Origin of the sequence: Rathayibacter festucae DSM 15932 (genome assembly GCF_004011135.1) — a bacterium.
Lineage (GTDB): Bacteria > Actinomycetota > Actinomycetes > Actinomycetales > Microbacteriaceae > Rathayibacter > Rathayibacter festucae.
Genome location: NZ_CP028137.1, coordinates 262609 through 287769, shown reverse-complemented (window position 1 = coordinate 287769; position 25161 = coordinate 262609). Strand labels below are relative to the sequence as shown.

Below are 25161 nucleotides of genomic sequence, written 5' to 3'. Positions count from 1 at the left end.
CCGAGGCTCCTCCCCAGGGCGGGTTCACCCGGCATTCACCACGGGCGGCGCGGGCGCGTCCGAGGCGGTGCCAGGATGGTCGCATGGACGGCGACAACCTGATTCTCGAAGACGGCCTGAGCGACGAGCTCGACGACGACTTCGACGAGGAGGAGGAGGGTCACTCCGACCCCCTGCTCCCGGACGACCGCTACCTCGACCGCGAGCTGAGCTGGCTGGCGTTCAACCAGCGCGTGCTCGAGCTGGCCGAGGACCCGCTGGTGCCCGCGCTCGAGCGGGCCAACTTCCTCGCGATCTTCTCGTCCAACCTCGACGAGTTCTTCATGGTCCGCGTCGCAGGGCTGAAGCGCCGCATCCTCACCGGCCTCGCGCTGCCCACCAACATCGGGCGCGTGCCGGTCGACGTGCTGACCGACATCTCGGAGAAGGCGCACCTGCTGCAGCAGCGGCACTCGCGCGCCTTCAAGGAGCTCGTCGAGCCGGCCCTCCGCGACGCCGGGATCGACATCGTCCGCTGGAGCGAGCTCAGCGACGCCGAGCGCGAGGTGCTCGACGACTACTTCTCGGCGCAGGTCTTCCCCGTGCTGATGCCGCTGGCCGTCGACCCGGCGCACCCGTTCCCCTACATCTCGGGGCTCTCGCTCAACCTCTCGGTGCGCGTGCGGAACCCGAAGACCCAGAAGACCGAGTTCGCCCGCCTCAAGGTGCCGCAGATGCTGCCGCGCTTCGTGCGGATCGCCGGCGTCGCCGCTCCCGGTGAGCCGATGCGCTTCATCTCGCTCGAGGACCTGATCGCGAACCAGCTCGACGACCTCTTCCCGGGCATGGAGATCCTCGACCACCACGTCTTCCGGGTCACCCGCAACGAGGACGTCGAGGTCGACGAGGACGAGACCGAGAATCTGATCAAGGCGCTCGAGAAGGAGCTCCTCCGCCGCCGGTTCGGCCCGCCCATCCGCCTCGAGGTGACCGACGACATGGATGACGAGACCCTCGGGCTCCTCGTCCGCGAGCTCGACATCACCACGCAGGAGGTCTACAAGCTCCCCGCGCCGCTCGACCTCGGCGGCCTGTTCAGCCTGCAGAAGATCGACCGGCCGGACCTCAAGTACCCCAACCACGTCCCGACGACGGCCGTGCAGCTCTCGCCGAGCGAGCCGAACCAGCGCCAGGACATCTTCAAGGCGGTCTCGCGCGGCGACGTGCTGCTGCACCACCCCTACGAGTCCTTCGCGACGAGTGTCCAGGCGTTCCTCGAGCAGGCCGCGGCCGACCCCGACGTGCTGGCGATCAAGCAGACGCTGTACCGCACCTCGGGCGACTCCCCCATCGTCGAGGCGCTGATCGACGCCGCGGAGTCCGGCAAGCAGGTGCTCGCGCTCGTCGAGATCAAGGCGCGCTTCGACGAGAAGGCCAACATCTCCTGGGCCCGCAAGCTCGAGAAGGCCGGTGTCCACGTGGTCTACGGCCTCGTCGGGCTGAAGACCCACTGCAAGCTCGCGCTGGTCATCCGCCAGGAGAAGGGCGGGGTGTTGCGGCACTACTCCCACATCGGCACCGGCAACTACAACCCGAAGACCTCGCGGATCTACGAGGACCTCGGCCTGCTGACCGCCGACCCCGAGGTCGGCAAGGACCTCACCCGCCTCTTCAACGAGCTCTCCGGCTACGCGATCGAGAAGAAGTTCAAGCGCCTGCTGGTCGCGCCGCGCCACCTGCGCAAGGGACTGCTGAAGCGGATCGCGGCCGAGACCGAGAACGCCCGCGCCGGCCGCCCCTCGGGCATCCGGATCAAGATGAACTCGATCGTCGACGAGTCGGTGATCGACGCGCTCTACCGCGCGAGCCAGGCCGGTGTGCCCGTGGACGTCTGGGTCCGCGGCATCTGCGGGCTGAAGCCCGGGCAGGAGGGACTCTCGGAGAACATCCGCGTCCGCTCCATCCTCGGGCGCTACCTCGAGCACTCCCGCATCTTCAGCTTCGTCAACGGCGGCGAGCCCGAGGTCTTCATCGGCAGCGCCGACATGATGCACCGCAACCTCGACCGCCGCGTCGAGGCGCTCGTGCGGATCGTCGAGCCGGCGCACCTCAGCGAGATCGCCGACATGTTCGACCGCGCGATGGACGAGAAGACCGCCTCGTGGTGGCTCGGCCCGGACGGGATCTGGACGCGGCACCACCTCGACGAGGACGGCGCACCCCTCTCCGATCTGCAGAACCGGCTGATGGCGCACATCACGCACCGCAAGCGCACGGCGACGCGGACCGGCTCCCGAGCCTCCACCCGCTGACGCCGTGACGGGGACCGTCTACGCGGCCGGCGCCGTGTGCTGGCGGATCATCGAGGGGCGTCTGCACGTCCTGGTGATCCACCGGCCGCACCGCAAGGACGTCAGCCTGCCCAAGGGGAAGGTCGATCCGGGCGAGTCGCTGCCGGAGACCGCGGTGCGCGAGATCCGCGAGGAGACCGGGTTCGCGGTCGCGCTCGGAGTGCCGCTCGGCACCGTGCAGTACGCGCTGCCGAACGGGCGACCGAAGACCGTGCACTACTGGGCGGCACGAGTGACCGAGAAGGCGGTGCTCGCCTCGGACTTCGTGCCGAACCGCGAGGTCGAGGCGCTCGAGTGGGTCACGATCAAGCGCGCCCGCAGCTACCTGACCTACCCGCACGACATCGAGATCGTCGACGAGTTCGCGCGGATCGTCTCGCGCGGCACGCATGACACCTTCGCCGTCGTGGTGCTCCGGCACGCGAAGGCGGTCCCCGCGTCCTCCTGGGACGGGCGCGACTCCACCCGGCGGCTCAACCGCCGCGGCGACGAGGAGGCGGCCGCCGCGAGCCGCGCCGTCGCCGCCTGGCGGCCCCGTCGGCTCGTCACGAGCACGGCGAAGCGCTGCCGGGCCACGATCGCTCCGCTCTCCGCGCTGCTCAAGCGGCCGGTCCGCCTCTCGGAGGACCTCAGCCAGGACGCGCACGAGCACGGCGCCGCCGACGTCCGCTCGGTCGTCGGCAAGCGGGTCCGCGCGCGCAAGAGCGCCGTGCTCTGCAGCCACGGTCCGGTGATCCCCGAGATCCTGCGCGAGCTGGCGCTGGCCACCGCGACGCCGATCGGCCCGTACCTCGAGGAGGCCTCCGACCTGCCGACCGGCGGCTTCGCGGTGGTGCACCTCTCCGTCGAGCACCCGGGCTCCGGCATCGTCGCGATCGAGACGCACGCCCCGCTCGAGTGAGCCGCGCCCAAGCCGCCGGAGTGCCGCGCGAATAGTGCTCCTCCGCGCTCCGCGGCGCCTGAGGGCGGCCCGTCGTTCACCGCGCGTTCACCGAGCGGACGGGGGCAGGACACGACCCCTCCGTACTCTCGCTGGCGGGCCGCACCAAGCCCGTCCATCCCCCTGCTTTCCTACCCGAAAGGGATACTTGTGCGTTTCTCGCGTCTCGGCCAGGCGGCCGTCATCGCCGCCGTCGCAGCCATCACGCTGACCTCCTGTGCTGCCAACGAGGGGCCCGCCGCCACCGGCGACTCGTCCTCCTCCGGCTCCGCCAGCACCCTCGAGGGCACCCTCAACGGCATCGGCGCCTCCTCGCAGGGCTCCGCCCAGGAGGCCTGGGTCTCCGCCTTCCAGCAGGCGAACACCGGCGTCACCGTCAACTACTCCCCCGACGGCTCCGGCGCGGGCCGTGAGGCCTTCATCGCCGGCGGCGCCGACTTCGCCGGCTCGGACCGCGCGCTGAAGCTCGAGGAGCTCGACGGCTCCTTCGGCAAGTGCGCCGACGGCACCTCCGCCATCGACGTCCCGGCCTACATCTCGCCGATCGCGATCGTCTTCAACGTGGAGGGCCTCGACGAGCTGAACCTCGACGCCGCCACCATCGCGGGCATCTTCAAGGGCACCATCACCACCTGGAACGCCCCCGAGATCGCCGCGCTGAACCCCGACGCGACGCTCCCGTCCTCGAACATCACCGCCGTGCACCGCTCGGACGACTCGGGCACCACCGAGAACTTCGCCGCGTACCTCAACGCGACCGCGCCCACCGTGTGGGACGCCGAGCCCGACGGAGTCTGGCCCTACGAGGGCGGCGAGGCGGCCCAGGGCACCTCGGGCGTCATCGACACCGTCACCAACGGCCAGAACACCATCGGCTACGCCGACGCCTCGCGCGCCGGCAGCCTGGGCACCGCCAAGGTGAAGGTCGGCGACGACTTCGTCGCCTACTCGCCCGAGGCCGCTGCCGCGATCGTCGACGCGTCCCCCGAGGCGACCGACCGTCCCGAGAACGACATCGTCTACGAGATCGACTACGCCTCCGAGGAGGCCGGCGTCTACCCGGTCGTCCTGGTGAGCTACCTCATCGCCTGCCAGGAGTACCAGGACGCCGCGACGGGCGAGCTCGTCAAGGCGTACCTCGGCTACGTGACCAGCGAGGAGGGCCAGCAGGAGGCCGCCACCTCCGCCGGCGCCGCGCCGCTCTCGTCCGAGCTGTCGACCCAGGTCGCGACGGCCATCGAGTCGATCAAGTAACCTCCCCCTCATGACGCGGCCCCGGACCCCAGCCGGTCCGGGGCCGCGTCACGGCTCGGCCCCCTCCCCCACACCGAACGCAGGGACACCCACATGACCACCGCAGAGCGGCCCGTCGGCGCCATCAAGGCGAAGCAGCGGGCCGCAGACCGGATCTTCTCCGGAACGGCAGTCGCCTCCGGCGCGCTGATCCTCGTCATCCTCGCCGCCGTCGCCCTCTTCCTGGTCGTCCAGTCGATCCCGGCTCTCACGGCGTCCCCCGACACGATCTCCGGCGGAGCGGGCTTCTGGTCCTACGTCGGCCCGCTCGTGTTCGGCACCGTCTACGCCGCCGGGCTCGCGATGGTGATCGCGGTCCCCATCGCGATCGGGATCGCGCTCTTCATCTCGCACTACGCCCCGCGCAAGCTCGCGCAGGGCCTCGGCTACGTGATCGACCTGCTGGCCGCCGTGCCGTCGGTCGTCTTCGGCCTCTGGGGCATCACGGTGCTCGCCCCCTTCGTCCAGCCGTTCTACGCGTTCCTCACGGACGCCTTCGGCTGGTTCCCGCTCTTCAACGGCCCGGTCTCCGGCACCGGCCGCACGATCCTGACCGTCGCCCTCGTGCTCGCGGTCATGATCCTGCCGATCGTCACGGCGATCTCGCGCGAGGTGTTCCTCCAGACGCCGACGCTGCACGAGGAGGCCGCGCTCGCCCTGGGCGCGACCCGCTGGGAGATGGTCCGCACCGCGGTCCTGCCCTTCGGCCGCCCCGGCATCATCTCCGCGTCGATGCTCGGCCTCGGCCGCGCGCTCGGCGAGACGATGGCGGTCGCCATCGTGCTCTCGCCGTCCTTCGTGGTGAACTTCGCCCTGCTGCAGTCGACGAACTCGAACACCGTCGCCGCGAACATCGCGCTGAGCTTCCCCGAGGCCTACGGCCTGAAGGTCAACGAGCTCGTCGCCTCCGGCCTGATGCTCTTCGTCATCACACTGCTCGTCAACATGCTCGCCCGCTACATCATCAACCGCCGCAAGGCCTTCTCGGGAGCGAACTGATGGTCACGATGACTCCGCCCCGCCAGCGCCGCGTCGAGGACGCGGTCCCTGCGCCGGTCAACACGCTCACCAGCGGCCAGCTGCCCAAGTGGGCGCCCGTCGCCCTCCTGGTCGGCAGCATCGCCGTGATGGCGCTCGTCTACGCCCTCCTCGCCGTCACCGGCACCACCCAGGGCTTCGACGTCGTCGGCACCGTCTTCTTCGGCGCCGTGCTCTACACGGTCGCCGTCTTCGTCCTCGCCCGCCTGGTGGAGGGCCCCCGCCGCGCCACCGACCGGGTCGTCACCACCCTCGTCACCGCCGCGTTCGTCGTCGCGCTGATCCCGCTGATCTCGCTGATGTACACGGCGGTCACCGCGGGCGCCGCGCGCTTCGACCTCCTCTTCTTCACCTCCTCGATGCGCAACGTCGTCGGCGAGGGCGGCGGAGCGCTGCACGCGATCATGGGCACGCTGATCATCACGGCGCTGGCCGCGGTCATCTCGATCCCGATCGGCCTGATGACGGCCATCTACCTCGTCGAGTACGGCCGGGGCGCTCTCGCCCGCGGCATCACCTTCTTCGTCGACGTGATGACCGGCATCCCCTCGATCGTCGCCGGCCTCTTCGCCTATGCGCTGCTGGTGCTCCTCTTCGGCGACGGCATCCGGATGGGCTTCGGCGGCGCGATCGCGCTGTCGGTGCTGATGATCCCGGTCGTCGTGCGCTCCACCGAGGAGATGCTGCGCCTGGTCCCGAACGAGCTGCGCGAGGCGTCCTTCGCCCTCGGCGTGCCGAAGTGGCTGACCGTCGTGAAGATCGTCCTGCCGACCTCGATCGCCGGCATCGTCACGGGCGTCATGCTCTCGATCGCCCGCGTCATCGGCGAGACCGCCCCGCTGCTCATCGTCGCCGGGTTCACCCAGTCGATGAACTACAACCCGTTCGACGACCGGATGATGACCCTCCCGGTCTTCGTGTTCCGCCAGTACGCCGACCAGGGGGCCGACGCCGCCGCCTACATCGATCGGGCCTGGACCGGCGCGCTGGTCCTCATCCTGATCGTCATGCTGCTCAACCTGCTCGCTCGCCTGGTCGCGCGCATCTTCGCCCCCAAGCTCGGCCGCTAACCCTAAGGATCTCCGTTGTCCAAGCGCATCGAAGTCAACGACCTCAACGTCTACTACAGCAAGTTCCTCGCGGTCGAGGGAGTCGGTCTCACCATCGAGCCCCGCACCGTCACGGCGTTCATCGGCCCCTCCGGCTGCGGCAAGTCGACCTTCCTCCGCACGCTCAACCGCATGCACGAGGTCATCCCCGGCGCCTACGTCGACGGCGAGGTGCTGATCGACGGCAACAACCTCTACGGCCCGGGCGTCGACCCGGTGCTCGTGCGCCGCCAGGTGGGCATGGTCTTCCAGCGCCCCAACCCGTTCCCGACGATGTCCATCCGCGACAACGTCCTGGCCGGGGTGAAGCTCAACAACCGCCGCATCTCGAAGTCCGACGCGGACGACCTCGTCGAGAAGTCGCTCCAGGGCGCGAACCTCTGGAACGAGGTCAAGGACCGGCTCGAGAAGCCCGGCTCCGGCCTCTCCGGCGGCCAGCAGCAGCGGCTCTGCATCGCCCGCGCCATCGCCGTCTCCCCCGACGTGCTGCTGATGGACGAGCCGTGCTCGGCCCTCGACCCGATCTCGACCCTCGCGATCGAGGACCTGATCGAGGAGCTCAAGAACGACTACACGATCGTCATCGTGACCCACAACATGCAGCAGGCCTCGCGGGTCTCGGACCGCACCGCGTTCTTCAACATCGCGGGCACCGGCAAGCCCGGCAAGCTCATCGAGTACGACGACACCGCCACGATCTTCTCGCGGCCGTCCGTCCAGGCGACCGAGGACTACGTCTCGGGCCGCTTCGGCTGAGTCTCCGACCGCACGCACGAGAGCCGCACTCCCCCGGGGGTGCGGCTCTTCTGCTGTCCGGGAGCCCAGAGAGCCGTCTGCAGCTGGCGACACCGGTCGGGAGCGCAGAAGAGCCGCACCCCCTCGGGGAGTGCGGCTCTTCTGTACTCGATGCTGTGGCGGTGTCAGGCGGTCGCGATGGCCAGGATCGGGTCCGTGGTCGGCGCCTCGGAGCCGCCCGCGTCCTCGACGGTCACCGCGACGACGGCGCCCTCGGCGAGCGTGCCCTCCAGCGGTGCGACCGTGCGGCCGTCGCCCCCGTCGAACGTCCCGGCCGAGACCGGGCCGGACGAGCCGATGTACCAGAGCTCGTAGGTCTTGTCGTCGGGCAGGGGCGCGAGGTCGTCGACGACGAGGGCCGAGCGGCCGAGCGAGGCCGACCAGACCAGGGTCGCGGTCTCGCCGGTCGCGACGGCTCCGGCGGTCTCCTGTACGTCGGGGGCGCTGCGGATCTGCTCGAGGGCGCTCAGCTGCTGGCTCTGCCCGGCATCGGGCGTGAGCAGCGGCGGGAGCGCCACTCCCCCGACCACGATGACGGCCGCGGCGGCGGCGGCGGAGAGGTAGACGGCGGGGCGGGTGAACCAGCGTCCGCGGGCGCGGGCCTCGGCGCCGTGGCGGCCGGAGGTCGCGGACGGCGCACCGGCCGACGGCCCGCTCACGGCGGCCGCGGAGGGCTCGACGGCGTGCAGGGTCGGGACCGCTTCGCGCCGGTCGGCGAGGTCCTCGGCCGGAGCATCGGAGGTGTCGTCGCGGGGCAGCTGGGGCGTGGTCGCGATCAGCGCCATCAGATCGGCCTTGAGGGCCGGCGACGGTGCGACGGCCGGAGCGTCGGCGGCGAGCGCGTCGGCCACGGTCGAGAACGCGTCGGCCTCGCCGCGCGCCTCCGGATTCTCGTCCAGGAATCTCTCGTACCGGGCGGTCTCGTCCGGGGTGAGGATGCCGAGTGCGTGTCCTGCTGCGAGTTCGCGCGGATCTTCGGGGAGTTGCACGTCGTTCACAGGGCCACCCCCATCTCTTCTCTCAGTCGTATCATCCCGTCGCGCAGGCGCGTTTTTATGGTACCGACGGGGCAGTTCAGGATCCCGGCGATCTCGCTGTGCGAGTAGCCGCCGTAATACGCGAGCTGCAGCGCTTGCCGCTGGAGCTCGGTCAGCCGCTCCAGGGCGGCGGTGACCTTCTCGTGCTCGAGGGACACCTCCGCCTGCTCGGCGACCTGGTCGTAGTCGCGACCGAGGTCGCGGATTCCTATGCGGACGTCCCGATCACGGCCCGCTTGGGCCGCGCGAACCCGATCGATGGCCCTGCGGTGTGCCATCGTGAGGATCCAGGTCGTCGCACTTCCCTTATTCGGAGCGAAGCGTCCAGCGGTTTGCCAGATCTCGAGGAAGACCTCCTGGGCCACCTCCTCCGACTGGGCGCGGTCGACCAGGACCCGCGTGATCAGTCCGAGGACGCGCGAGGCGACGAGGTCGTAGAGCTGCGAGAACGCGGCCTGCTCCCCCGCGGCGATCCGCTCGAGGAGAGCGCCGAGGTCGGGGGCGGTGCCCTCGGCGGTGGTGTCGTCGCTCATGCGCCCTGCCCTGCTCGTGCCCGGGACTTCAGATTCCGGGTCATCCAGAAGGCTGTCACGGCGAGTCCCGCGATCACGACCGACACTTCGAGGGGGAGGACGACGAAGCGGACGTCGAGAGCGAAGCCGCCCAGGTCGACCAGCGCCGCGGCGCCCATCCGCGGGGCGAGCCAGAGTCCGATCACGGCCGCGAGGGCCGCGGTCAGACCGGCGGAGCTGCGCGGACGGACCAGCACCCAGAGCGCGGCGGCCGTGTCGAGCACGGCGAGCGTGCGCATCAGGGCACCCTGCGAGAAGACGACGCCGTTGCCCAGGAGAGCGCCGATCTCGTCGTCCACGCCGGGGGCGGAGAGGAAGAGGAGGACGGCGATCACCAGGAGGGCGATCCCGGCCCACCACCGCGCGCCGATCCGGAGTGCCCTGCGGTTCTTCATTCCGGATGTCGCCTGTCTGTCGGGGACTCTGCCGGGAGGGGAGGACTCGCGCCTCGGACCGCCCGCCACTGGGCCCTCGCTCGCCGCCGGGATCCGCTGGGGATGCTGTCGAGAGGAGAAGGGGCCAGATCGCAGAAACGCCTCTCGGCGCGAGGCCGCTCGAAGCGGCTATAAGTGGAGCCCGGGGTTACTGCGATCCGGCTCCGACCAGTGTACCGGCTGTCCCCCGCAGGCCCGCGAGGGGCGTTCGCGGAGCGAGAACGCGGGGTGCCGCGGGGCGCCGCGATCGGGTAGCGGAGTCCGCTCCTACTCGAGCGAGTCGCTGCGCCAGAGGCGTGCGCAGCTCACCAGCTCGGCCGCGGTGGTCGAGAGGCGGAGGGCGCGGGTGGTCAGCTGGCTCGCCCGCGGTCCGTCGATCAGCTCGACGTCGTCGGCCACCGAGGCGGCACCGGAGGCGCTCACCCGGCAGAAGGCCGCGGCGCGGTCCAGGGCGACGGCGAAGTCGCCGTCGAACACTCCGCGGAGGATGCGGTCGGCCAGCTCGGTGATCTCGGCCGGGCCGGTCGGCGTGACGGCGCCGGCGACGACCGGGTCGATGGTCGCCGAGAGCTCGACGCCGCGCTGGTAGAGGAAGCTCGTGCTCTCCGGGTCCTGCCGGATCACGAGCCGCAGCAGGTAGATGCGCCAGAGGGCGCCCGGGAGGCTGGACGGGCTGGAGCGGGCCCAGAGCTCGGCGAGCGCGTCGATGCCGTTGTGGTCGGTGTACTCGACGAGGCGGTCGATGACCACCGGATCCGGGTCCTCGCGCACCCGGCTGAGCAGTGCGATCGCCGTCTCGTGGGCGACCCGGCTGATCTGCGCCGGGTCCTCCCCGCCCTGGAACGCCTCGAAGACGCGGGAGGGGAACTTGGTCGGCTTGTGGAAGCCGTCTGTCATGGGGCCGCCTTCCGCGGTCGGGCGGGACGCGCGGACGCGTCCTGCTTCGTGGGGTTCGAGGAGGGTAACGCCTGCGCCTGGGCAGGTATGCCCGACGCCGGTCCGGGCGCGCGGGGGCGCTACCCTGGATGCCGCGGGCCTCTAGCTCAGTTGGCAGAGCAGCGGACTTTTAATCCGCGGGTCGTCGGTTCGAGCCCGACGGGGCCCACCAGTTACGAAAACATCAAACTCTAGATCTCGCGAGTCAGCCCTACATCTCATTTAACGTTCCCCTGAGCAAAACTACCCAACCCGCTACGCCGCAAGAGACCTGCACCTCTTTCGAGGGCGACAATTCGACGCTTGAAGAGCGGTCTATTGCAAATCCCTCACGTGGATGGCACGGTAGCATCGAGTGGCGCCGATTGAGCGTTGCGTCATGACCAGATGGGGGCTCTGATGACGAAAACCATTGCAATGTTCAACAACAAAGGCGGCGTCAGCAAAACGACCACGACGTTCAACTTGGGGTGGATGCTCGCGTCGCGTGGCAAAACAGTGATCATGGTGGACGCCGATCCCCAGTGCAACCTCACAGGAATGGTCCTTGACCTGAAGGAGGAAGACGCCCTCGCAAAGTTCTACGGGGACCATCCCAAGCAGAATCTTCGCGATGCGCTTCAACCAGCTTTCGCATCTCGACCCGTTCCCCTGGAAGCCGTTGACTGCATCGAAGTTGAAGGTCGTTCAGGACTTTTCTTAATTCCTGGCCATGTTGGCCTGGCCGAAGACGAAGTCTCGCTAGGCATAGCACAGCAGCTATCCGAATCCGTACAAGCACTTCGAAATTTACCGGGAAGCTTCCACCGGCTGTTCGCTCTCACTGCCGAGAAGTATCATGCTGATTACATCATAGTCGACCTGAGCCCTGGTCTTGGCTCAATTAACCAGAATTTAGTGTCGACCGCCGACTACTTCCTGGTCCCGGCAAGCCCCGACGTGTTTTCCGTAATGGCAATGGACTCTCTTTCGCGAGTTCTGCCACGCTGGGCCTCATGGGCCCGCAGTGCGTCACAGCTTGAAGCACTAATTGAGGCAGACTATCCCTTTCCGGAACCTAATTTGAAGTTCCTAGGCTCCGTAGTTCAGCGGTACAGGCTCCGCGACGGATCACCAACAAAGGCCTTCAAGTCCTACTTCGACGCATTGGATGCCGCACTCGACAAGTCACTGCTGCCCGCTCTCGAGAAAGCTGGGCTTTTACTTGAACCAGCCGAATACACCGAAGCGGGTCTTGAAGGAACCCTCCGATTGGCCTCTATTCCCGACTTTAATACACTAATCGCGGAGTCACAGAAGCTTCGCAAGCCCGTATTTACTCTGACCAAAGCGGAACTGGCGACCCGAGGGGTTGTCTGGGACAACTACGAACAAAGCATCGACTCTTTCTACAGTATTTTCACGACGCTCGCAGAGCGAGTTGAAAAACTTACGGGTGACCAATGAGCACTCGGCACGCAATCTTCATGCAGAATGCCACGAGAGCGCGGGATCTTGTGGGGTTGGGTCAGGCGACTGTAACCCTGACCACAGGGCGCGTCGATGGGTCGGAAATGTATCGCTCGGCGGTCGTCCTTGCCGTAGCGGCGCTAGATTCTTATGTCCACGGCATTGTTATCGACCGATCCGTAGATATTATCCTCGGCAAGTTGCCCTCGGGATCTTTCGATAGGAAGATTGGCCTACACTTCAAGGCGGTCTTTCATATCGTCTCTGCAGCGTCTGAAGGAGACATGGAGTTGGCGGCTAAAACGCAAGTCGCTCAGCGCATGTCTCTGGAGACGTTCCAAACACCCGATGATATCGCCAAAGCTTTAGCGACGGTCGGGATCGGAAGGGTTTGGTCGACACTCTTCCCAACAACAGCAGAAGCAGAGAAGACTAAGCTCAGTCTCGTCGTGCGCCGTCGGAACGCAATAGCACATCAGTGCGACCTCGACGCAATTAATCCGTCGTCACTCACGCCAATGACGGATTTTGATTCGTTGTACTCGATTGAAGTCGTCGAGAAGTTAGTAGCAGCCATCGATACTCTTGTCTAAATATTAAGAGCTGGATTTCGTTCGAGCATAGTTGTAAACAGAGGCCTGTACAATCGCGCAGACTTCGTCAGTTGCGGTTCAGCTCGAATGCCCAATCCCCATCTAATACTCGAGCCAGCGGATTAGCTTTAGTGATTAGCACACACGGCGAACTGCCGAACGTCGGCCGCCCGGTGGAATGAAGAACGAGCATGAAGGAGCATCTTCGCGGCTGCGAGCGCTCGACGGAGGCAATCCCGGCGAAAGATATTATTGATCGGTCATTGCCCGGTGAGCGCGTGCGCTAACCGACCGGAAGCGCTGAATGGGCGGAACAAGCCACGACGAAAAGATTAGCGATGAGCCGCGCCATCTCTGTCGTCATTCTCAACTCGAGTCACGGCAAGCCCATCGATGTGGTGCACGTTCTCGAGATGATCGACCGGCAGGTGCGCCCTACCGTCGAGATCGTTGTGACCGGGGGCATTGCCAGCGCACCCGACTTCGGCCGACGCCTGTCGAGTACGTGGGCCCGAAGATCAGCCTCCGAGAGCCTTCTTTACGACCCCAAGCCGAAGTGACGCAAACCGTGCTCGGGGGCCTCGCGCTTACTCCGACGGGAGAGACTGCTCTTAGACCTCGGGTTGGCGGTTCGAGCCACGCTGGACTCACCCAAACACATGTATCCCGCTCGGTCGGAGTCCGCATTCAGCCTTGCGCGAAGCGCGCCGCTGGAGAGCAGGCGGTAATTGAGCTCGTCGCCGTAGGACGGCGGCGTCCGCGCTTACTCGTGGCAGAGGGACCAGGCGGCGTCGGGGTACTCGCGCTCCTCGCCGTCCTCGGTCGAGAGCAGGCGCCAGACGCCGTCGTGGTGCTCGAGGAGGCGGCCGCGGACGATCTCGGACTGCCAGCCGTCCACGGTGCGGAACCAGCGGACCAGGCGGACGGTCGTGCTCTGGTGGGGCTGGAGGCGGTGGGTCATCGGGGGGTGTCCTGTCGGGGCGGGGTGGTGGGTGCGTCGGGTGGTGCTGCTCGGGCGGTGGGCTGGTCTCGATACGCCGCCTGCGGCGGCTACTCGACCAACATGGATCGGTGGCGGGGAGGGGCTGCTCGAGAGTCGGGTCGACTGGGAAGAGAGGCCGCAGATCTTGCTGGTCGAGTAGCCCCGCAGGGGCGTATCGAGACCCACCTCCCCAGGAACCTCGGTCTCCTCCTCGCCCTGCGATGGCGGCTGAGCGATCAGCAGGGGTGGCCGCGGGGCGGGGCGACCGGCGGAAGGGGACACCGTCGGCCGCCCCTGCGGGTCAGCGCGTGGGGTCGACGCGCCAGTGGCAGACCATCGTGGTGGTCGAGCGGTAGGAGTAGGTGACTGCGTCGACCCTCGGCACCTCGCGCTCGTAGTCCGGGTAGAGCTCGGAGGCGGAGTCGACGCCGGGCGGGAGGCACGAGCCGAGGGAGACGTACCGGGTGAGCCGGGTCGGCGCCGTGTAGTCGTCACCGGTGACCGTGTCGTCGGCGGGCACGAAGGCGGGGATGCCGGTGAAGACGCAGACGAGCGTCAGCGACGTCCCGGACCGGACGAAGCGGTAGTCCTTCGTCTGGAGGCTGTAGCCGGGCGCGGCGGGCAGCAGGGCGCCGTAGTAGCAGGAGCCGTTCGACGAGATGTCGGTCGAGGCGTAGCCGTCGAGGTTGGCGCCGGCGTTGTGATCGGCGAGGGCGGGGGTGGCGGCGGCGCCCACGAGGGCGACGGAGGCGGCGAGGGCGAGCAGGGTGGAGCGGAAGGACGGCATGACGGTCTCCTCATCGAGACGGCGTCGGCGCTGAGCGTCGGCAGGGAGCGGTCGCTCGTCGTGCGAGCGGACGGCGGGCCCGGTTCGTGAGACGGCGTCGTCCCCGTGCTCGGCCCCGCGGGCGTCCGGCGGACCGGATGACCCGAACTCTAGACCGCTGCGCGCGCGCTGTCTGCCCCCTGCGAGGTCACGCAGGCGCTCCTGGCACGGCCCTCACACCAGGCGACCGGCGCGCAGCCTGCGGGAGCGGCGGCGCAGCGTCCGGTCGCTCGGACCGAAGCTGTCGGACTCGAGGAGGAGTCTCAGCGAGAGCGAGACCTGGCGGGCGAGACGCGGGTCGATCCCCTCCGGGATCCGTACCGCGTCGATGAGATCGAGAGCCGTCTGCGTGGTCCGGGACATCGCCATGCCCGTGACCCTAGAGAGGGTGGGCGCGTCCTGACGGCCCCGACACGGGGGCGCACGACGGCAGCAATTCTCAGCCGTCGTGCGCCCGGGTGCGGGTGGTGCGGGTGACTACTTGCTGCCGTCGCCGCGGCCGGTCGCGGACTGCAGGCGGTCGATGTGCTCGGACGCCTCCGCCTTCGTGATGTCGGCGGGGAGGGTCTCGCCTGCCTCGCGGGCGAGGGTGTCGAGGTAGCTGCGCTGCGGGCCGGTCATCGGCTCGTCGCCGGTGACCCAGTCGGACGGGTCCTTGCTGGCGCTGGTGTCGCTGCCGTCATCGGCACGGGCGCCGAGGACGTCGCCCTCGGTCTTGACGTCGGGATCGGTGGTGTTGGGGATGTCGTCGCTCATGCTGCGACCGTACGCCCGACCACCGACACCGGCGAGGGCTTGCGGAGCGGGCCCGAGCGACCCGTTCCGATCGCGCGCCCGATCCGGCGGGCGTCCCGCGTCAGGAGCCGAGGAGAGCGTGGGCGACGGTGAAGATCACCAGGCCCGCCAGCGAGCCGACCACCGTGCCGTTGATCCGGATGAACTGCAGGTCCTTGCCGACCTGCAGCTCGAGCTTCTCGGAGGTCTCCTGCGGGTCCCAGCGGCCGATCGTCTCGCCGATGATGCTGGCGATGTCGCCCCGGTAGCGGTCGACGAGGTTCGCCGCGACGGTGCCGATCCAGGTGTCGACGGTCGAGGCGAGCGCCTGATCGGTCGAGAGCCGGCGGCCGAGGTCGACGACGATCGACTCGATGCTCGCGCGCAGCGGGCTCTCCGGGTCGTCCATCGCGCCGAGCAGCGACGACTTCGTCGACTCCCAGGCGTCCCCGGCGAGCTCGCGCACCCGCGGGCTGTCGAAGGCGCGGTTCTTGATCTCCTCGACGCGCGCGATCAGATCCGGATCGCTGCCGAGGTCCTTCGCGAGCGTCGCGAGGTAGCCGTCCACCGCGATCCGGAACGGGTGGCCCTGGTCGTCGCGGATCGTCTCGACGAGGACGAGGGCCTCGCGGTAGAGCCGCTCGTCGACCGCCCGGCTGACCGCGGAGGGCAGCCAGCTGGGGAGCCGGCCGCTGACCATCCTCGTGAAGCTCTCGGGATTCGCGATCAGCCAGGCCTCGGCCTGCTCGACCAGCGTGTCGACGAGCCGGCGGTGGTGCCCCGCCTCGACGACGCTGCCGACGAGCGAGCCCAGCGGCGGGCCCCACTGCGGGTCGAGCAGGTGGCGCCGGGCGAGTGCCTCGATCACGCGCTGCACGTCGGAGTCGTCGAGCAGCGCGATCGCGGAGCGGACCGCCGCCGCGCTCTCGCCGCCGACGCGGTGCGCGTTCTCGGGCTCGGCGAGCCAGAGCCCGGCACGGCGGGCGATGCCGAAGGAGTCGAGCTTCTCGCGGACGATCGCGCCGCGGAGGAAGTTCTCCTCGACGAACTGGGCGAGGCTCGCGCCGATCTCGTCCTTCTTGGTCGGGATGATCGCCGTGTGCGGGATCGGCAGCCCGAGCGGCCGCCGGAAGAGCGCCGTCACCGCGAACCAGTCCGCGAGCGCGCCGACCATGCCGCCCTCGCTCGCCGCGCGCACCCACTGCAGCCAGGGGTAGCGGTCCTGGAGCGCGAAGGACACGGCGAACACGATCGCCATCAGCACCAGCAGCCCGGTGGCGAGCCGCTTCATCGCGACGAGGGCGGCGCGCTTCGCCTCGTCGTCGCGCCCGGCGGAGGTGCCGCCGGCGGAGGTGCTGACGGCGCTCGTGCTGCTCGTCGTCATGACGAGGCGGGGAAGCCCTCGTGGCGGATGCCCCAGGCGACGCTCCACTCCTCGCCCGGCTCGAGCCAGCGCAGGCCCTGACCGGAGTTGAGCGCCTCGGCGGGCGCGGTCATCGGCTCGACCGCGATGGCGGTCTTGACGTCGTCACCGTCGGGGAAGATCCGGGTGATGAAGACCTGGATGAAGTTGTGCGAGGCGTCGGCCCAGAGCAGCACGCGGCGGCCGTCGTCGGCGCGGAGGCCGTGGACGCTCTCGCCGTCGACGATCGTGACGTCGGCCCAGGCGTCGTCGAGCTCGAGCTCGCCGATCCGGCGGCCGCGGCGGAGATCCCACTCGGTGCCGTCGACCGGGCTCTGACCCGTGGGGTTGAGCCGCTCGTCGACCTCGATGTGCACCGCCGCGTCGACCGTGATCTCGAGCTCGTCGGTCGGGACGTCGCCGATCGCGAGGAAGGGGTGCGTGCCGATCGCGACGGGCGCCTCGTCGGCTCCGACGTTGACGACGCGGTGCACGACCTTCAGGCCGTCGGCCTGCAGCTCGTAGCGGACCGAGGTCTCGAGGTGGAACGGGTAGCCCGCCTGCGGGACGACGGGCGCGGCGAGCTCGACGAAGGACGGGCCCTGCTCCACGACGCGGTAGGAGGCGCTGCGCAGCAGGCCGTGGATCGCGTTGTGGTACTTGGGCTCGGTGATGTCGAGCTGCTGGGTGCGCCCGGCGTGGTGCCAGCGGCCGTCCTTCACGCGGTTGGGCCAGGGCATCAGGACGATGCCCGAGCCGAACGGCGGGACGACGGTCTCGGGGTATCCGGCGGTGATCTCGACGCCGTCGACGGAGAGGTGGCGCAGCCCTGCGGCCACCTCCGTGACGACGGCGTGCAGGGTGCGTCCCTCGGCGGTGAGGTCGAGGGCGAACTGGCGCCCGGTTGCGGGGGCGGGAGTGAAGTCGGCCATCCCTGAATCCTACGGACCGGCACCGCCGTCGGCCTGCGGACCGGGCCGGAGCGCGCCGCAGCGGGTGACGGCGAGGCCCGCCGCCTCGAGCCGCTCCACGACGGCGTCGCCGGCGGACGCACCGGTGAGCAGGCGGTCGAACTCCTCGGTGCCGGCGACCCGGCCGAGGTCGACGACGCCGAGCTTGCTCGAATCGGCGACCACGACGCGGCGGGTGGCCGCGTGCAGCATGCGGCGCTTGAGCGTGGCCTCGGGTAGGTTCACGTTGGTCACGCCCGCCTCCGGATGGACGCCCGTGCAGCCGACGAAGACGACGTCGGCGCGGATCCGCTCGAGCACCTCGGAGGCGAGCGGCTCGACGAGGGAGTGCTGCAGCGGGCGCAGGGTGCCGCCGGTGACGACGACGGTGAAGCGCGGGATGGCGGGCTCGAGCGCGAGGGCGATGCTGAGGCCGTTGGTGACGACGGTGACGTCGCGGAGGTCGTCCCGCGCCACGAGTGCGTGGGCGATCGCGAGCGTCGTGGTGCCGACGTCGAGGATCACGCTCTCGCCGGAGGCGACCGAGGCGGCGGCCTCGCGGCCGATCGCGGCCTTCTCGTCGGAGGCGGAGGCGAGGCCCTCCTCGAACGAGCGCTCCCCCGAGCGCTCGCCGGTCGGCACGGCTCCCCCGCGGACGCGCTGGACGGTCCCCTCGCCGGCGAGCCGATCGAGGTCGGAGCGGACGGTGACGACGGAGACGCCGAGGCGATCGGAGAGGTCCGCGACGGAGACGAAGCCCTGCTTCTCGGCGAGCAGCCGCATCTCGAAGCGGCGCTCGAGCGCCGAGCGGCTCTCCTGCTCCCCGTCCGTCCTCATCGCTCCATCGTGTCCTTCGCGCCATCGACTTGTCAAAGAGAAACCGCGCTTTCCTTTCCGAAGGTCGCGGTCTATCGTGGGCGGTGCCATGAACGAAGCGATCCCCCTCTCCGCCGGCGTCGTCAAGCGCCCGCACGTCCTCGCCGACGGCCGCGACCTCATCTACTTCGATGACGCGGAAACGTCCCTCCCTCCCGAGCGCTCGGCGGATGCCCGCGAGCTCGATCCCCGTCCCGCGACCGCGCGCATGCGCCAGGACGTCCTCACCGGGGAGTGGGTCTCGATCGCCGCCTCCCGGCAGAACCGCGTCTTCCTCCCGCCGGCCGAGCTCGACCCGCTCGCCCCGGCCTCCCCGACGAACCCGTCGGAGGTGCCGAGCGTGTACGACGTCGCCGTCTTCGAGAACCGCTCGCCGTCCTTCGGACCGCTGCTCGAGGACGAGGACGCGCCCGCGTCCCTCGAGGACCTCCGCACGCTCGGCCTCGGCCGGACCCTGACGAGCGTCGGCCGCTGCGAGGTCGTCTGCTTCAGCCCCGAGCACGAGGGGTCGTTCGCGACCCTCTCCGCCTCGCGGGCTCGCACCGTCGTGGAGGCGTGGGCCGACCGCGTCGCCGCACTGTCGGCTCTGCCCGGGGTGCAGCAGGTCTTCCCGTTCGAGAACCGCGGAGAGGCGATCGGCGTCACCCTGCACCACCCGCACGGCCAGATCTACTCCTACCCGTACGTCACCCCGCGGACGACGCGACTGCTCGCGTCGCTCGACGCCTACGGCCCCGGGATGTTCGCGGACATCCTCGCCTTCGAGCAGGCCGGCGAGCGCGTGCTCGTCCGCGGCGAGCACTGGACGGCCTTCGTGCCCTTCGCCGCGCGCTGGCCCATCGAGGTGCACGTGCTGCCGCACCGCCACGTGGCCGACATCAGCGAGACGACGCCCGAGGAGCGCGACGAGCTCGCCGTGATCTACCAGCGGCTCCTGCGCGGGATCGATGCGCGCTACGACTCGCCCACCCCCTACATCTCCGCCTGGCACCAGGCGCCGGTGCACGAGCGGCGCGACGAGGTGCGGCTCATGCTGCAGATCACGTCGCCGCGCCGCGCCGCCACCAAGCTCAAGTACCTGGCGGGCAGCGAGGCGGCGATGGGCGCCTGGATCGGCGACATCGCTCCTGAGACGAGCGCCGCCGCCCTGCGCGAGGCGATCGAGCGCGCCGACGCCGCCACCCTGGCCGCCGAGACGGCCGCGAACCCCGACGCGTCGCTCCCCGCCGCCGACACCACCCCCGAGGAGAACCGATGACCACCTCCGCCTCCCTCGACGCCGTCGCCGAGCGCGCCGCGCAGGACTTCGAGCGCGCCTACGGCCACTCGGCCGTCGGCGTCTGGGCCGGACCCGGCCGGGTCAACCTGATCGGCGAGCACACCGACTACAACGACGGCTTCGTCTTCCCCTTCGCCATCGACCGCGCCACCGCGATGGCGGTCGCGCCGCGGGAGGACCGGGTCGTCCGGATCTCGAGCGCCTTCTCCCCCGAGCACGTCGAGATCTCGCTGGACGACCTCGGGCCGGACGCGCTCGACGGCTGGTCGGCCTACCCGCTCGGCGTCGTCTGGGCGCTCACCGAGTACGGCGTCGACCTCGGCGCGCGCTCGGGCTTCGACGCCTTCGTCGACTCCGACGTGCCGGTCGGCGCCGGGCTCTCCAGCTCGGCCGCGCTGATGTGCGCGATGGCCGTGGCGCTGAACGAGCTCTGGGAGCTCGGGCTCGACCGCGCGACGCTCGCCCGCGTGGGCCGTCGCGCCGAGAACGTGGCCGTCGGCGCGCCGACCGGGATCATGGACGAGTCCGCCTCGCTGTTCGGCGAGCGCGACGCGGCCGTCTTCCTCGACTGCCGAAGCCTGGACACCGAGGTCGTGCCGCTCGGCTTCGAGGAGGCCGGGCTGGTGCTCCTCGTCATCGACACCCGGGTCGAGCACGCGCACGCCACTGGCGGCTACGCCGAGCGCCGTGCGTCCTGCGAGCTCGGTGCCTCGACGCTCGGGGTGGAGTCGCTGCGCGAGCTGTCGGTGGACGACCTGCCGCGCGCCGAGGAGCTCCTCGACGACGTGACCTACCGCCGCGTGAAGCACGTGGTGACCGAGGACGCCCGCGTCCTCACCACCGTCCGCACCCTCCGCGAGCAGGGGCCGCGTGCGATCGGCGAGCTCCTGGACGCCGGCCACGTCTCGCTCCGCGACGACTTCGAGATCTCGATCCCCGAGCTCGACACCGCGGTCGAGGCCTCCCGCGGCGCCGGCGCGATCGGTGCGCGGATGACGGGCGGCGGCTTCGGCGGCTCCGCCATCGCGCTCACCCCCGTCGAGAAGGAGGAGGAGGTCCGCGCGGCGGTCCTCGCCGCCTTCGCCGAGAAGGGCTTCCGCACCCCCGAGCTCTTCCTCGTGACGGCGGCCGACGGCGCGGGCCGCGTCCGCTGACCCTCCGATCTCCTAGGAGGGATCACCTGGTAAGCAGGGGCGAACCATGCTGATGGAGTAGCCCGCGGAGCAGGCGTATCGAGATCCACCACCGTCAGAACGCGAGTCTGCAGACCCGCCCTGTCGAGGACGGTGGGTCTCGATACGCCCCTGCGGGGCTACTCGACCAGCATGAGAGGGGGCGCGGCGCGTCCTTTCTTCGCCGCTCGATACGCCCGCGGAGCGGGCTGCCCGAACAGCATGAGGGGCGGGCTGCTCGAACAGCGGCCTACTGAGCCGGGGCCGGCGGGACGACCGGGCGCAGGGCGCCTCCGGTGACGTGGACGAGCTCCGCGGCGCTGGTCGGGTAGACGGTGTGGGCGTGGCCGGCGGCCGCCCAGACGGTGTTGAACTCGGCCAGGGCGGAGTCGACCACGGTGGGCAGCAGGGTCGGGTGACCGACCGGCGCGACGCCGCCGATGGTCTGGCCCGTGGCCGCCTTGACGGCCGCGGCCGAGGCGCGGGTGATCGTCCCGCCGAGCTCGGCGCCCAGCCAGTCGGTGTCGACGCGGTGCGCGCCGCTGGTGAGGACCAGCAGCGGTGACCCGTCGAGGAGGAAGATCAGCGAGTTCGCGATCTGGCCGACCTCGATGCCGAGGGCCGCTGCGGCGAGCGCCGCCGTCGACGCCGCCTCGTCGAGCCAGCGGACCGGCGGCCGTACCCCGTGCACCTCGAGATCGGCCAGGACGCGGTCAACCGCGGGGTGGCTGCGCTCGCTCATGCGAACGACCGTAGCCGACCCCGCGGCCGGTGGAACCGCTACTCCGTGAGCGTCGCGATGTCGATGACGAAGCGGTAGCGCACGTCCGAGGCGAGCACGCGCTCGTAGGCCTCGTTGATCTGCGACGCCGAGACGACCTCGACCTCGCTCGCGATGCCCTTCTCCGCGCAGAAGTCGAGCATCTCCTGGGTCTCGCGGATGCCGCCGATGCCCGAGCCCGCGAAGGAGCGGCGCGCGGCGAACAGGGTGAAGACGTGCAGCGGCAGCGCCTCGGCCGGAGCACCGACGTTCACCATCGTGCCGTTGCGGCGCAGGAGGCCGAGGTAGGCGTCCAGGTCGAGCGGCGCGCTGACCGTGTTGATGATGATGTCGAAGGTGTTCTTGAGCGTGGAGAACGTCTCCTCGTCCTTCGTCGCGTAGTAGTGGTCGGCGCCCAGACGGAGGCCGTCCTCCTTCTTGCTCAGCGACTGCGAGAGCACGGTGACCTCGGCGCCCATCGCGTGCGCGAACTTGACGGCCATGTGGCCGAGCCCGCCGAGACCGACGACGGCGACCCGCTTGCCGGGGCCCGCCTCCCAGTGCGAGAGCGGCGAGTAGGTGGTGATGCCGGCGCAGAGCAGGGGCGCGGCGGCCTCGTAGGGGATCGACTCCGGGACGCGGAGCACGAAGTCCTCGACGACGACGACGTGGGTGGAGTAGCCGCCCTGCGTGACGGTGCCGTCGCGGTCGACGGAGGCGTAGGTGCCGGTGTTGCCCTTCAGGCAGTACTGCTCCTCGCCGGCGAGGCAGTTCTCGCACTCGCGGCAGGAGTTGACCATGCAGCCGACGCCGACGCGGTCGCCGACCTTGTGCTTGGACACCTCGGAGCCGACCTCGGCGACGACGCCGACGATCTCGTGGCCGACGGTGAGGGGGTACTGGACGGGGCCCCACTCGCCGCGGACGGTGTGGATGTCGGAGTGGCAGATGCCCGCGTAGGCGATCTCGATGAGCACGTCGTGCGCTCCGACGTCGCGGCGCTCGATCGTGGTGGGGACGAGCGGCTCGGTGGCGGAGGGGGCGGCGTAGGCGTTGACGGTCAGCATGTTTTCTCCTTCGTGGGGGCGCGCTCGAGCGGTGGTCCGGAGGGGGTGGGAACGCGAGCGCGTCTGCCCACGCTAGCGAGCCCCGGCTGGACGCCGCCCGTAGGCTCGGAGGATGCGGAGGACGATCGATCTGAACGCCGACCTCGGCGAGGGCTTCGGCGTGTGGTCGCTCGGCGATGACGACGCGATGCTCCGGCTCGTCACGAGCGCCAACGTCGCCTGCGGCTTCCACGCGGGCGACCCCTCGATCATGCTCGCCACCTGCCGCACCGCCGCCGAGCGCGGTGCGGCGATCGGCGCCCACGTCGCCTACCGCGATCTCGCCGGCTTCGGCCGGCGCGACCTCCCCGTCGACCCGGCCGAGCTGCACGCAGACGTCGTCTACCAGCTCGGCGCTCTGCAGGCCGTCGCGCGGGCCGCGGGCACGGAGGTGCGCTACGTGAAGCCGCACGGGGCCCTCTACAACCGCATCGTGCACGACGAGCGGCAGGCGGAGGCGGTGGTCGCCGCCGTCCGGGACACCGCTCCCGCACTGCCCCTGCTCGGCCTCGGGTCCTCCGCCGTCGAGCGCGCGGCGGCGAGCGCCGGCCTGCCGTTCCTGCGCGAGGCGTTCGTCGACCGCGGCTACCGGGCCGACGGGACGCTCGTCCCGCGCGGCGAGCCCGGCGACCTGCTGACCGACCCGGCGGTCGTCGCGGCCCGGGCCGTGCGGATGGTCCTGGAGGGCGCCGTGACGGCCGCCTCGGGCGAGGACCTGCAGCTCGACGTCGACTCCCTCTGCGTCCACGGCGACACCCCCGGCGCCGTCGCGATGGCGGAGGCGGTGCGCGCGGCCCTCTCCGAGGCGGGCGTCACCCTGGTGAGCGCTGCGCCGTGATCCCGGTGCGGCTGCTGCCCTCCGGCGACCGCGCCGTGCTGGCCGAGGTCGACGGCCTCGACGAGGCGCTCGCCCTCGCGGCGGCGCTCGACCGCTCCCGCCCCGCAGGCGTCCTCGACCTGGTCCCCGCCGCCCGGACGGTCCTCGTCGTGCTGGACGAGTCACTGCCGGTCACGACGGCGTCCCCGTGGATCCTGCGGACCGCGGAGGCGACGGAGCCGAACGGGCCGGGCACCGTCGGCCACCGGCACGAGATCGCCGTCCGCTACGACGGCGCCGACCTGGCCGAGGCGGCGGACGCCCTCGGCTGGACGACCGCCGAGCTGATCCGCCGCCACACGGCGACCCCGTGGCGCGCGGCCTTCGGCGGCTTCGCCCCCGGCTTCGCCTACCTCGTCGCGCTCGCCCCCTGGCCGGAGGTCGCCCGCCGCGCCGAGCCGCGCACCCGCGTCCCCGCCGGCGCGGTCGCCCTCGCGGCCGGCTACTCCGGCGTCTACCCGCGCTCCTCCCCCGGCGGCTGGCAGCTGATCGGCTCGACCGACGCGGAGCTCTGGGACATCGAGCGCCTGCCGCCCGCCCTGCTCGCCCCCGGCGACGAGGTCCGCTTCCGAGCGCTGCCGTGAGCCTGCGCATCCTCGACCCCGGCCCCCTCGCCCTCGTCGAGGACCACGGCCGCCCCGGCCACGCCGCCGTCGGCGTCGGACGCTCCGGTGCGATGGACCGCGGCGCCCTCCGCCTCGCGAACCGCCTGCTCGGCAACGCCCCGGACGCGGCTGCGCTCGAACTGCTCGGCGCCGGCTTCACCGCCCGCTTCGAGACCCCCGCCTGGATCAGCCTCACCGGCGCCGCCGGAGCCGCGACCCTCGACGGCGCCGCCCCCGCCCGCGTCCTGCCGACGCTCGCGCCCGCGGGCTCGGTCCTGCGACTCGGCCCCCTGACGACGGGCCTGCGCCGCACCCTCGGCGTCCGCGGCGGTATCGCCGCGCCACCCGTCCTCGGCTCCCGCTCCCGCGACACCCTCTCCGCCCTCGGCCCGGCCCCCTCCGCCCCGGCGACCTGCTCGCGTTCGGCACCCCCGCCGGCGAGGTCCTCCTCCCCGACTGGTGGCCCTTCGACCCCCCTCGGAACCCGGTCCTGCGCGTCCTCCCAGGCCCCCGCCTCGGCCTCCTGCCCCCCGGCACGTGGCAGCGCCTCCTCGCCGGCCCCTGGCACCTGAGCCCCTCCGCCGACCGCATCGGCCTCCGCCTCTCCGGCACCCCCCTCCCCACAGGCGACGCCCCCGAACTCCCCAGCGAGGCCCTCGTCCCCGGCGCGATCCAACTCCCGCCCTCCGGCCTCCCCGTCCTCTTCGGCCCCGACCACCCGACAACGGGCGGCTACCCCGTCCTCGCCGTCATCGCCTCGACGTCCCTCGACGCCCTGGCCCACCTGACCCCAGGCGACGAGGTCCACTTCCACGCCTGACCACGGAGGTCGGCCTGCACCTGGTCCCTTACCTCGGGCTCCGCACCGCGCCGCCCGAAGGGCGCGCCCCTCTGCAGTCGCCGCCCCGGAGGGGCGCGGTGCCTCGTCGCGGCTCCTGGCTCGGGTCTGGCGGGCGCGCCGCAGGCGCGCGGGAAGGAGCCGCGACGAGGCACCGCGCCCCTCCCCCCGTCAGACCGCCGGCAGCA

26 protein-coding genes, 1 tRNA gene and 1 pseudogene are annotated in these 25161 nt (G+C 70.5%); 15 read left to right on the top strand and 13 right to left on the bottom strand.

The genetic code is table 11. The annotated features are described in order from the left end of the window. The first annotated feature begins 83 nt into the window (after positions 1 to 83). The 6 genes from C1I64_RS01425 (at position 84) to pstB (ending at position 7466) form a co-directional block, all read left to right on the top strand. Positions 84 to 2291, top strand: coding sequence for an RNA degradosome polyphosphate kinase (locus tag C1I64_RS01425; protein ID WP_123702233.1), 2208 nt, complete (start codon positions 84 to 86; stop codon positions 2289 to 2291). A gap of 4 nt (positions 2292 to 2295) precedes the next feature. Beyond that, a complete protein-coding gene (locus tag C1I64_RS01420) occupies positions 2296 to 3231 on the top strand; it encodes an NUDIX hydrolase (RefSeq protein ID WP_123445144.1) in 936 nt (311 codons plus the stop codon). Between the two features lie 189 nt (positions 3232 to 3420). Further along, a complete protein-coding gene (locus tag C1I64_RS01415; protein WP_127885969.1) occupies positions 3421 to 4524 on the top strand; it encodes a phosphate ABC transporter substrate-binding protein PstS in 1104 nt (367 codons plus the stop codon). Between the two features lie 93 nt (positions 4525 to 4617). Next, positions 4618 to 5562, top strand: a complete 945-nt coding sequence (gene pstC / locus C1I64_RS01410) for a phosphate ABC transporter permease subunit PstC (protein ID WP_127885968.1) — start codon at positions 4618 to 4620, stop codon at positions 5560 to 5562. Beyond that, a complete protein-coding gene (gene pstA, locus C1I64_RS01405; protein WP_372487840.1) occupies positions 5562 to 6671 on the top strand; it encodes a phosphate ABC transporter permease PstA in 1110 nt (369 codons plus the stop codon). The genes pstC and pstA overlap by 1 nt, the downstream gene beginning before the upstream one ends. A gap of 15 nt (positions 6672 to 6686) precedes the next feature. Then, a complete protein-coding gene (gene pstB / locus C1I64_RS01400) occupies positions 6687 to 7466 on the top strand; it encodes a phosphate ABC transporter ATP-binding protein PstB (RefSeq protein WP_123445141.1) in 780 nt (259 codons plus the stop codon). A gap of 164 nt (positions 7467 to 7630) precedes the next feature. Here pstB and C1I64_RS01395 read toward each other — a convergent pair whose 3' ends face one another. The 4 genes from C1I64_RS01395 to C1I64_RS01380 form a co-directional block, all read right to left on the bottom strand. Next, positions 7631 to 8494 carry an anti-sigma factor gene (locus C1I64_RS01395; protein ID WP_127885967.1) on the bottom strand — a complete coding sequence of 288 codons (864 nt, stop codon included), beginning with the start codon at positions 8492 to 8494 and terminating at the stop codon, positions 7631 to 7633. Positions 8495 to 8499: 5 nt separating this feature from the next. Further along, positions 8500 to 9075 (bottom strand): ECF RNA polymerase sigma factor SigK, encoded by a 576-nt coding sequence (gene sigK / locus C1I64_RS01390; RefSeq protein ID WP_123445139.1) that lies wholly within the window; start codon positions 9073 to 9075, stop codon positions 8500 to 8502. Next, positions 9072 to 9509: a hypothetical protein gene (locus C1I64_RS01385; protein WP_123733778.1), complete on the bottom strand. Its 438-nt coding sequence runs from the start codon at positions 9507 to 9509 to the stop codon at positions 9072 to 9074. The genes sigK and C1I64_RS01385 overlap by 4 nt, the downstream gene beginning before the upstream one ends. 306 nt (positions 9510 to 9815) lie before the next feature. After that, entirely contained in the window at positions 9816 to 10445 is a 630-nt protein-coding gene (locus C1I64_RS01380; RefSeq protein WP_123445137.1) for a DNA-directed RNA polymerase subunit beta, read from the bottom strand. Positions 10446 to 10580: 135 nt separating this feature from the next. Here C1I64_RS01380 and C1I64_RS01375 point away from each other — a divergent pair. The 4 genes from C1I64_RS01375 (at position 10581) to C1I64_RS01360 (ending at position 13086) form a co-directional block, all read left to right on the top strand. Beyond that, positions 10581 to 10656, top strand: a tRNA-Lys gene (locus C1I64_RS01375). A gap of 227 nt (positions 10657 to 10883) precedes the next feature. Beyond that, complete coding sequence (locus C1I64_RS01370; protein WP_127885966.1) at positions 10884 to 11930, top strand: ParA family protein; 1047 nt, start codon at positions 10884 to 10886, stop codon at positions 11928 to 11930. 20 nt (positions 11931 to 11950) lie between these two features. Beyond that, the gene (locus tag C1I64_RS01365) at positions 11951 to 12526 is read left to right on the top strand and encodes a HEPN domain-containing protein (RefSeq protein ID WP_127885965.1); all 576 of its coding nucleotides are present in this window, start codon (positions 11951 to 11953) and stop codon (positions 12524 to 12526) included. A 338-nt stretch (positions 12527 to 12864) separates the two neighbouring features. Continuing rightward, a complete protein-coding gene (locus C1I64_RS01360; RefSeq protein WP_127885964.1) occupies positions 12865 to 13086 on the top strand; it encodes a hypothetical protein in 222 nt (73 codons plus the stop codon). Between the two features lie 203 nt (positions 13087 to 13289). Here C1I64_RS01360 and C1I64_RS01355 read toward each other — a convergent pair whose 3' ends face one another. The 7 genes from C1I64_RS01355 to C1I64_RS01325 all read right to left on the bottom strand — a co-directional run bounded on the left by C1I64_RS01355 (position 13290) and on the right by C1I64_RS01325 (position 18297). Continuing rightward, positions 13290 to 13487: a hypothetical protein gene (locus tag C1I64_RS01355; RefSeq protein ID WP_127885963.1), complete on the bottom strand. Its 198-nt coding sequence runs from the start codon at positions 13485 to 13487 to the stop codon at positions 13290 to 13292. Positions 13488 to 13809: 322 nt separating this feature from the next. Then, complete coding sequence (locus C1I64_RS01350; protein WP_123445136.1) at positions 13810 to 14295, bottom strand: hypothetical protein; 486 nt, start codon at positions 14293 to 14295, stop codon at positions 13810 to 13812. Between the two features lie 213 nt (positions 14296 to 14508). Further along, positions 14509 to 14703 carry a hypothetical protein gene (locus C1I64_RS01345; protein ID WP_123445135.1) on the bottom strand — a complete coding sequence of 65 codons (195 nt, stop codon included), beginning with the start codon at positions 14701 to 14703 and terminating at the stop codon, positions 14509 to 14511. Between the two features lie 108 nt (positions 14704 to 14811). Continuing rightward, entirely contained in the window at positions 14812 to 15090 is a 279-nt protein-coding gene (locus tag C1I64_RS01340; protein WP_123445134.1) for a DUF3072 domain-containing protein, read from the bottom strand. Positions 15091 to 15190: 100 nt separating this feature from the next. Next, positions 15191 to 16492, bottom strand: a complete 1302-nt coding sequence (locus C1I64_RS01335) for a DUF445 domain-containing protein (protein ID WP_123445133.1) — start codon at positions 16490 to 16492, stop codon at positions 15191 to 15193. Continuing rightward, positions 16489 to 17442 carry an aldose 1-epimerase family protein gene (locus C1I64_RS01330; RefSeq protein WP_127885962.1) on the bottom strand — a complete coding sequence of 318 codons (954 nt, stop codon included), beginning with the start codon at positions 17440 to 17442 and terminating at the stop codon, positions 16489 to 16491. The genes C1I64_RS01335 and C1I64_RS01330 overlap by 4 nt, the downstream gene beginning before the upstream one ends. Positions 17443 to 17451: 9 nt before the next feature. After that, on the bottom strand, positions 17452 to 18297 hold the full coding sequence (locus tag C1I64_RS01325; RefSeq protein WP_244209378.1) for a DeoR/GlpR family DNA-binding transcription regulator: 846 nt from the start codon (positions 18295 to 18297) through the stop codon (positions 17452 to 17454). Between the two features lie 88 nt (positions 18298 to 18385). Here C1I64_RS01325 and galT point away from each other — a divergent pair, with 88 nt between their 5' ends. After that, the gene (galT, locus tag C1I64_RS01320) at positions 18386 to 19594 is read left to right on the top strand and encodes a galactose-1-phosphate uridylyltransferase (protein WP_127885961.1); all 1209 of its coding nucleotides are present in this window, start codon (positions 18386 to 18388) and stop codon (positions 19592 to 19594) included. Beyond that, entirely contained in the window at positions 19591 to 20769 is a 1179-nt protein-coding gene (galK, locus tag C1I64_RS01315; RefSeq protein WP_127885960.1) for a galactokinase, read from the top strand. Before galT ends, galK begins: the two co-directional genes overlap by 4 nt. 268 nt (positions 20770 to 21037) lie before the next feature. Here the strand turns inward: galK and C1I64_RS01310 are convergent, their stop codons facing one another. Both C1I64_RS01310 and C1I64_RS01305 read right to left on the bottom strand, forming a co-directional pair. Further along, on the bottom strand, positions 21038 to 21529 hold the full coding sequence (locus C1I64_RS01310; RefSeq protein ID WP_127885959.1) for a YbaK/EbsC family protein: 492 nt from the start codon (positions 21527 to 21529) through the stop codon (positions 21038 to 21040). A 38-nt stretch (positions 21530 to 21567) separates the two neighbouring features. Beyond that, entirely contained in the window at positions 21568 to 22614 is a 1047-nt protein-coding gene (locus C1I64_RS01305) for an NAD(P)-dependent alcohol dehydrogenase (RefSeq protein WP_123445129.1), read from the bottom strand. 112 nt (positions 22615 to 22726) lie between these two features. Here C1I64_RS01305 and C1I64_RS01300 point away from each other — a divergent pair, with 112 nt between their 5' ends. From C1I64_RS01300 to C1I64_RS01290, 3 genes and pseudogenes are all read left to right on the top strand, one after another. Continuing rightward, on the top strand, positions 22727 to 23491 hold the full coding sequence (locus tag C1I64_RS01300) for a LamB/YcsF family protein (protein ID WP_127885958.1): 765 nt from the start codon (positions 22727 to 22729) through the stop codon (positions 23489 to 23491). Beyond that, on the top strand, positions 23488 to 24114 hold the full coding sequence (locus C1I64_RS01295; RefSeq protein ID WP_244209377.1) for a 5-oxoprolinase subunit B family protein: 627 nt from the start codon (positions 23488 to 23490) through the stop codon (positions 24112 to 24114). Before C1I64_RS01300 ends, C1I64_RS01295 begins: the two co-directional genes overlap by 4 nt. 92 nt (positions 24115 to 24206) lie before the next feature. Continuing rightward, positions 24207 to 24955: pseudogene (locus tag C1I64_RS01290) on the top strand (5-oxoprolinase subunit C family protein). The last annotated feature ends 206 nt before the right edge of the window (positions 24956 to 25161 follow it).

Excerpts from the sequence above, each read along its gene's own strand:
- C1I64_RS01335 (WP_123445133.1), bottom strand. The coding sequence starts at position 16,492 with ATGACGACGAGCAGCACGAGCGCCGTCAGCACCTCCGCCGGCGGCACC.
- galK (WP_127885960.1), top strand. The coding sequence starts at position 19,591 with ATGACCACCTCCGCCTCCCTCGACGCCGTCGCCGAGCGCGCCGCGCAG.
- C1I64_RS01425 (WP_123702233.1), top strand. The coding sequence starts at position 84 with ATGGACGGCGACAACCTGATTCTCGAAGACGGCCTGAGCGACGAGCTC.
- C1I64_RS01350 (WP_123445136.1), bottom strand. The coding sequence starts at position 14,295 with ATGCCGTCCTTCCGCTCCACCCTGCTCGCCCTCGCCGCCTCCGTCGCC.
- C1I64_RS01325 (WP_244209378.1), bottom strand. The coding sequence starts at position 18,297 with ATGAGGACGGACGGGGAGCAGGAGAGCCGCTCGGCGCTCGAGCGCCGC.
- C1I64_RS01365 (WP_127885965.1), top strand. The coding sequence starts at position 11,951 with ATGCAGAATGCCACGAGAGCGCGGGATCTTGTGGGGTTGGGTCAGGCG.
- galT (WP_127885961.1), top strand. The coding sequence starts at position 18,386 with ATGAACGAAGCGATCCCCCTCTCCGCCGGCGTCGTCAAGCGCCCGCAC.
- C1I64_RS01370 (WP_127885966.1), top strand. The coding sequence starts at position 10,884 with ATGACGAAAACCATTGCAATGTTCAACAACAAAGGCGGCGTCAGCAAA.
- pstA (WP_372487840.1), top strand. The coding sequence starts at position 5,562 with ATGGTCACGATGACTCCGCCCCGCCAGCGCCGCGTCGAGGACGCGGTC.
- C1I64_RS01310 (WP_127885959.1), bottom strand. The coding sequence starts at position 21,529 with ATGAGCGAGCGCAGCCACCCCGCGGTTGACCGCGTCCTGGCCGATCTC.
- pstC (WP_127885968.1), top strand. The coding sequence starts at position 4,618 with ATGACCACCGCAGAGCGGCCCGTCGGCGCCATCAAGGCGAAGCAGCGG.
- C1I64_RS01380 (WP_123445137.1), bottom strand. The coding sequence starts at position 10,445 with ATGACAGACGGCTTCCACAAGCCGACCAAGTTCCCCTCCCGCGTCTTC.
- C1I64_RS01300 (WP_127885958.1), top strand. The coding sequence starts at position 22,727 with ATGCGGAGGACGATCGATCTGAACGCCGACCTCGGCGAGGGCTTCGGC.
- C1I64_RS01385 (WP_123733778.1), bottom strand. The coding sequence starts at position 9,509 with ATGAAGAACCGCAGGGCACTCCGGATCGGCGCGCGGTGGTGGGCCGGG.
- C1I64_RS01345 (WP_123445135.1), bottom strand. The coding sequence starts at position 14,703 with ATGGCGATGTCCCGGACCACGCAGACGGCTCTCGATCTCATCGACGCG.
- C1I64_RS01330 (WP_127885962.1), bottom strand. The coding sequence starts at position 17,442 with ATGGCCGACTTCACTCCCGCCCCCGCAACCGGGCGCCAGTTCGCCCTC.
- C1I64_RS01305 (WP_123445129.1), bottom strand. The coding sequence starts at position 22,614 with ATGCTGACCGTCAACGCCTACGCCGCCCCCTCCGCCACCGAGCCGCTC.
- C1I64_RS01355 (WP_127885963.1), bottom strand. The coding sequence starts at position 13,487 with ATGACCCACCGCCTCCAGCCCCACCAGAGCACGACCGTCCGCCTGGTC.
- C1I64_RS01360 (WP_127885964.1), top strand. The coding sequence starts at position 12,865 with ATGAGCCGCGCCATCTCTGTCGTCATTCTCAACTCGAGTCACGGCAAG.
- sigK (WP_123445139.1), bottom strand. The coding sequence starts at position 9,075 with ATGAGCGACGACACCACCGCCGAGGGCACCGCCCCCGACCTCGGCGCT.
- C1I64_RS01340 (WP_123445134.1), bottom strand. The coding sequence starts at position 15,090 with ATGAGCGACGACATCCCCAACACCACCGATCCCGACGTCAAGACCGAG.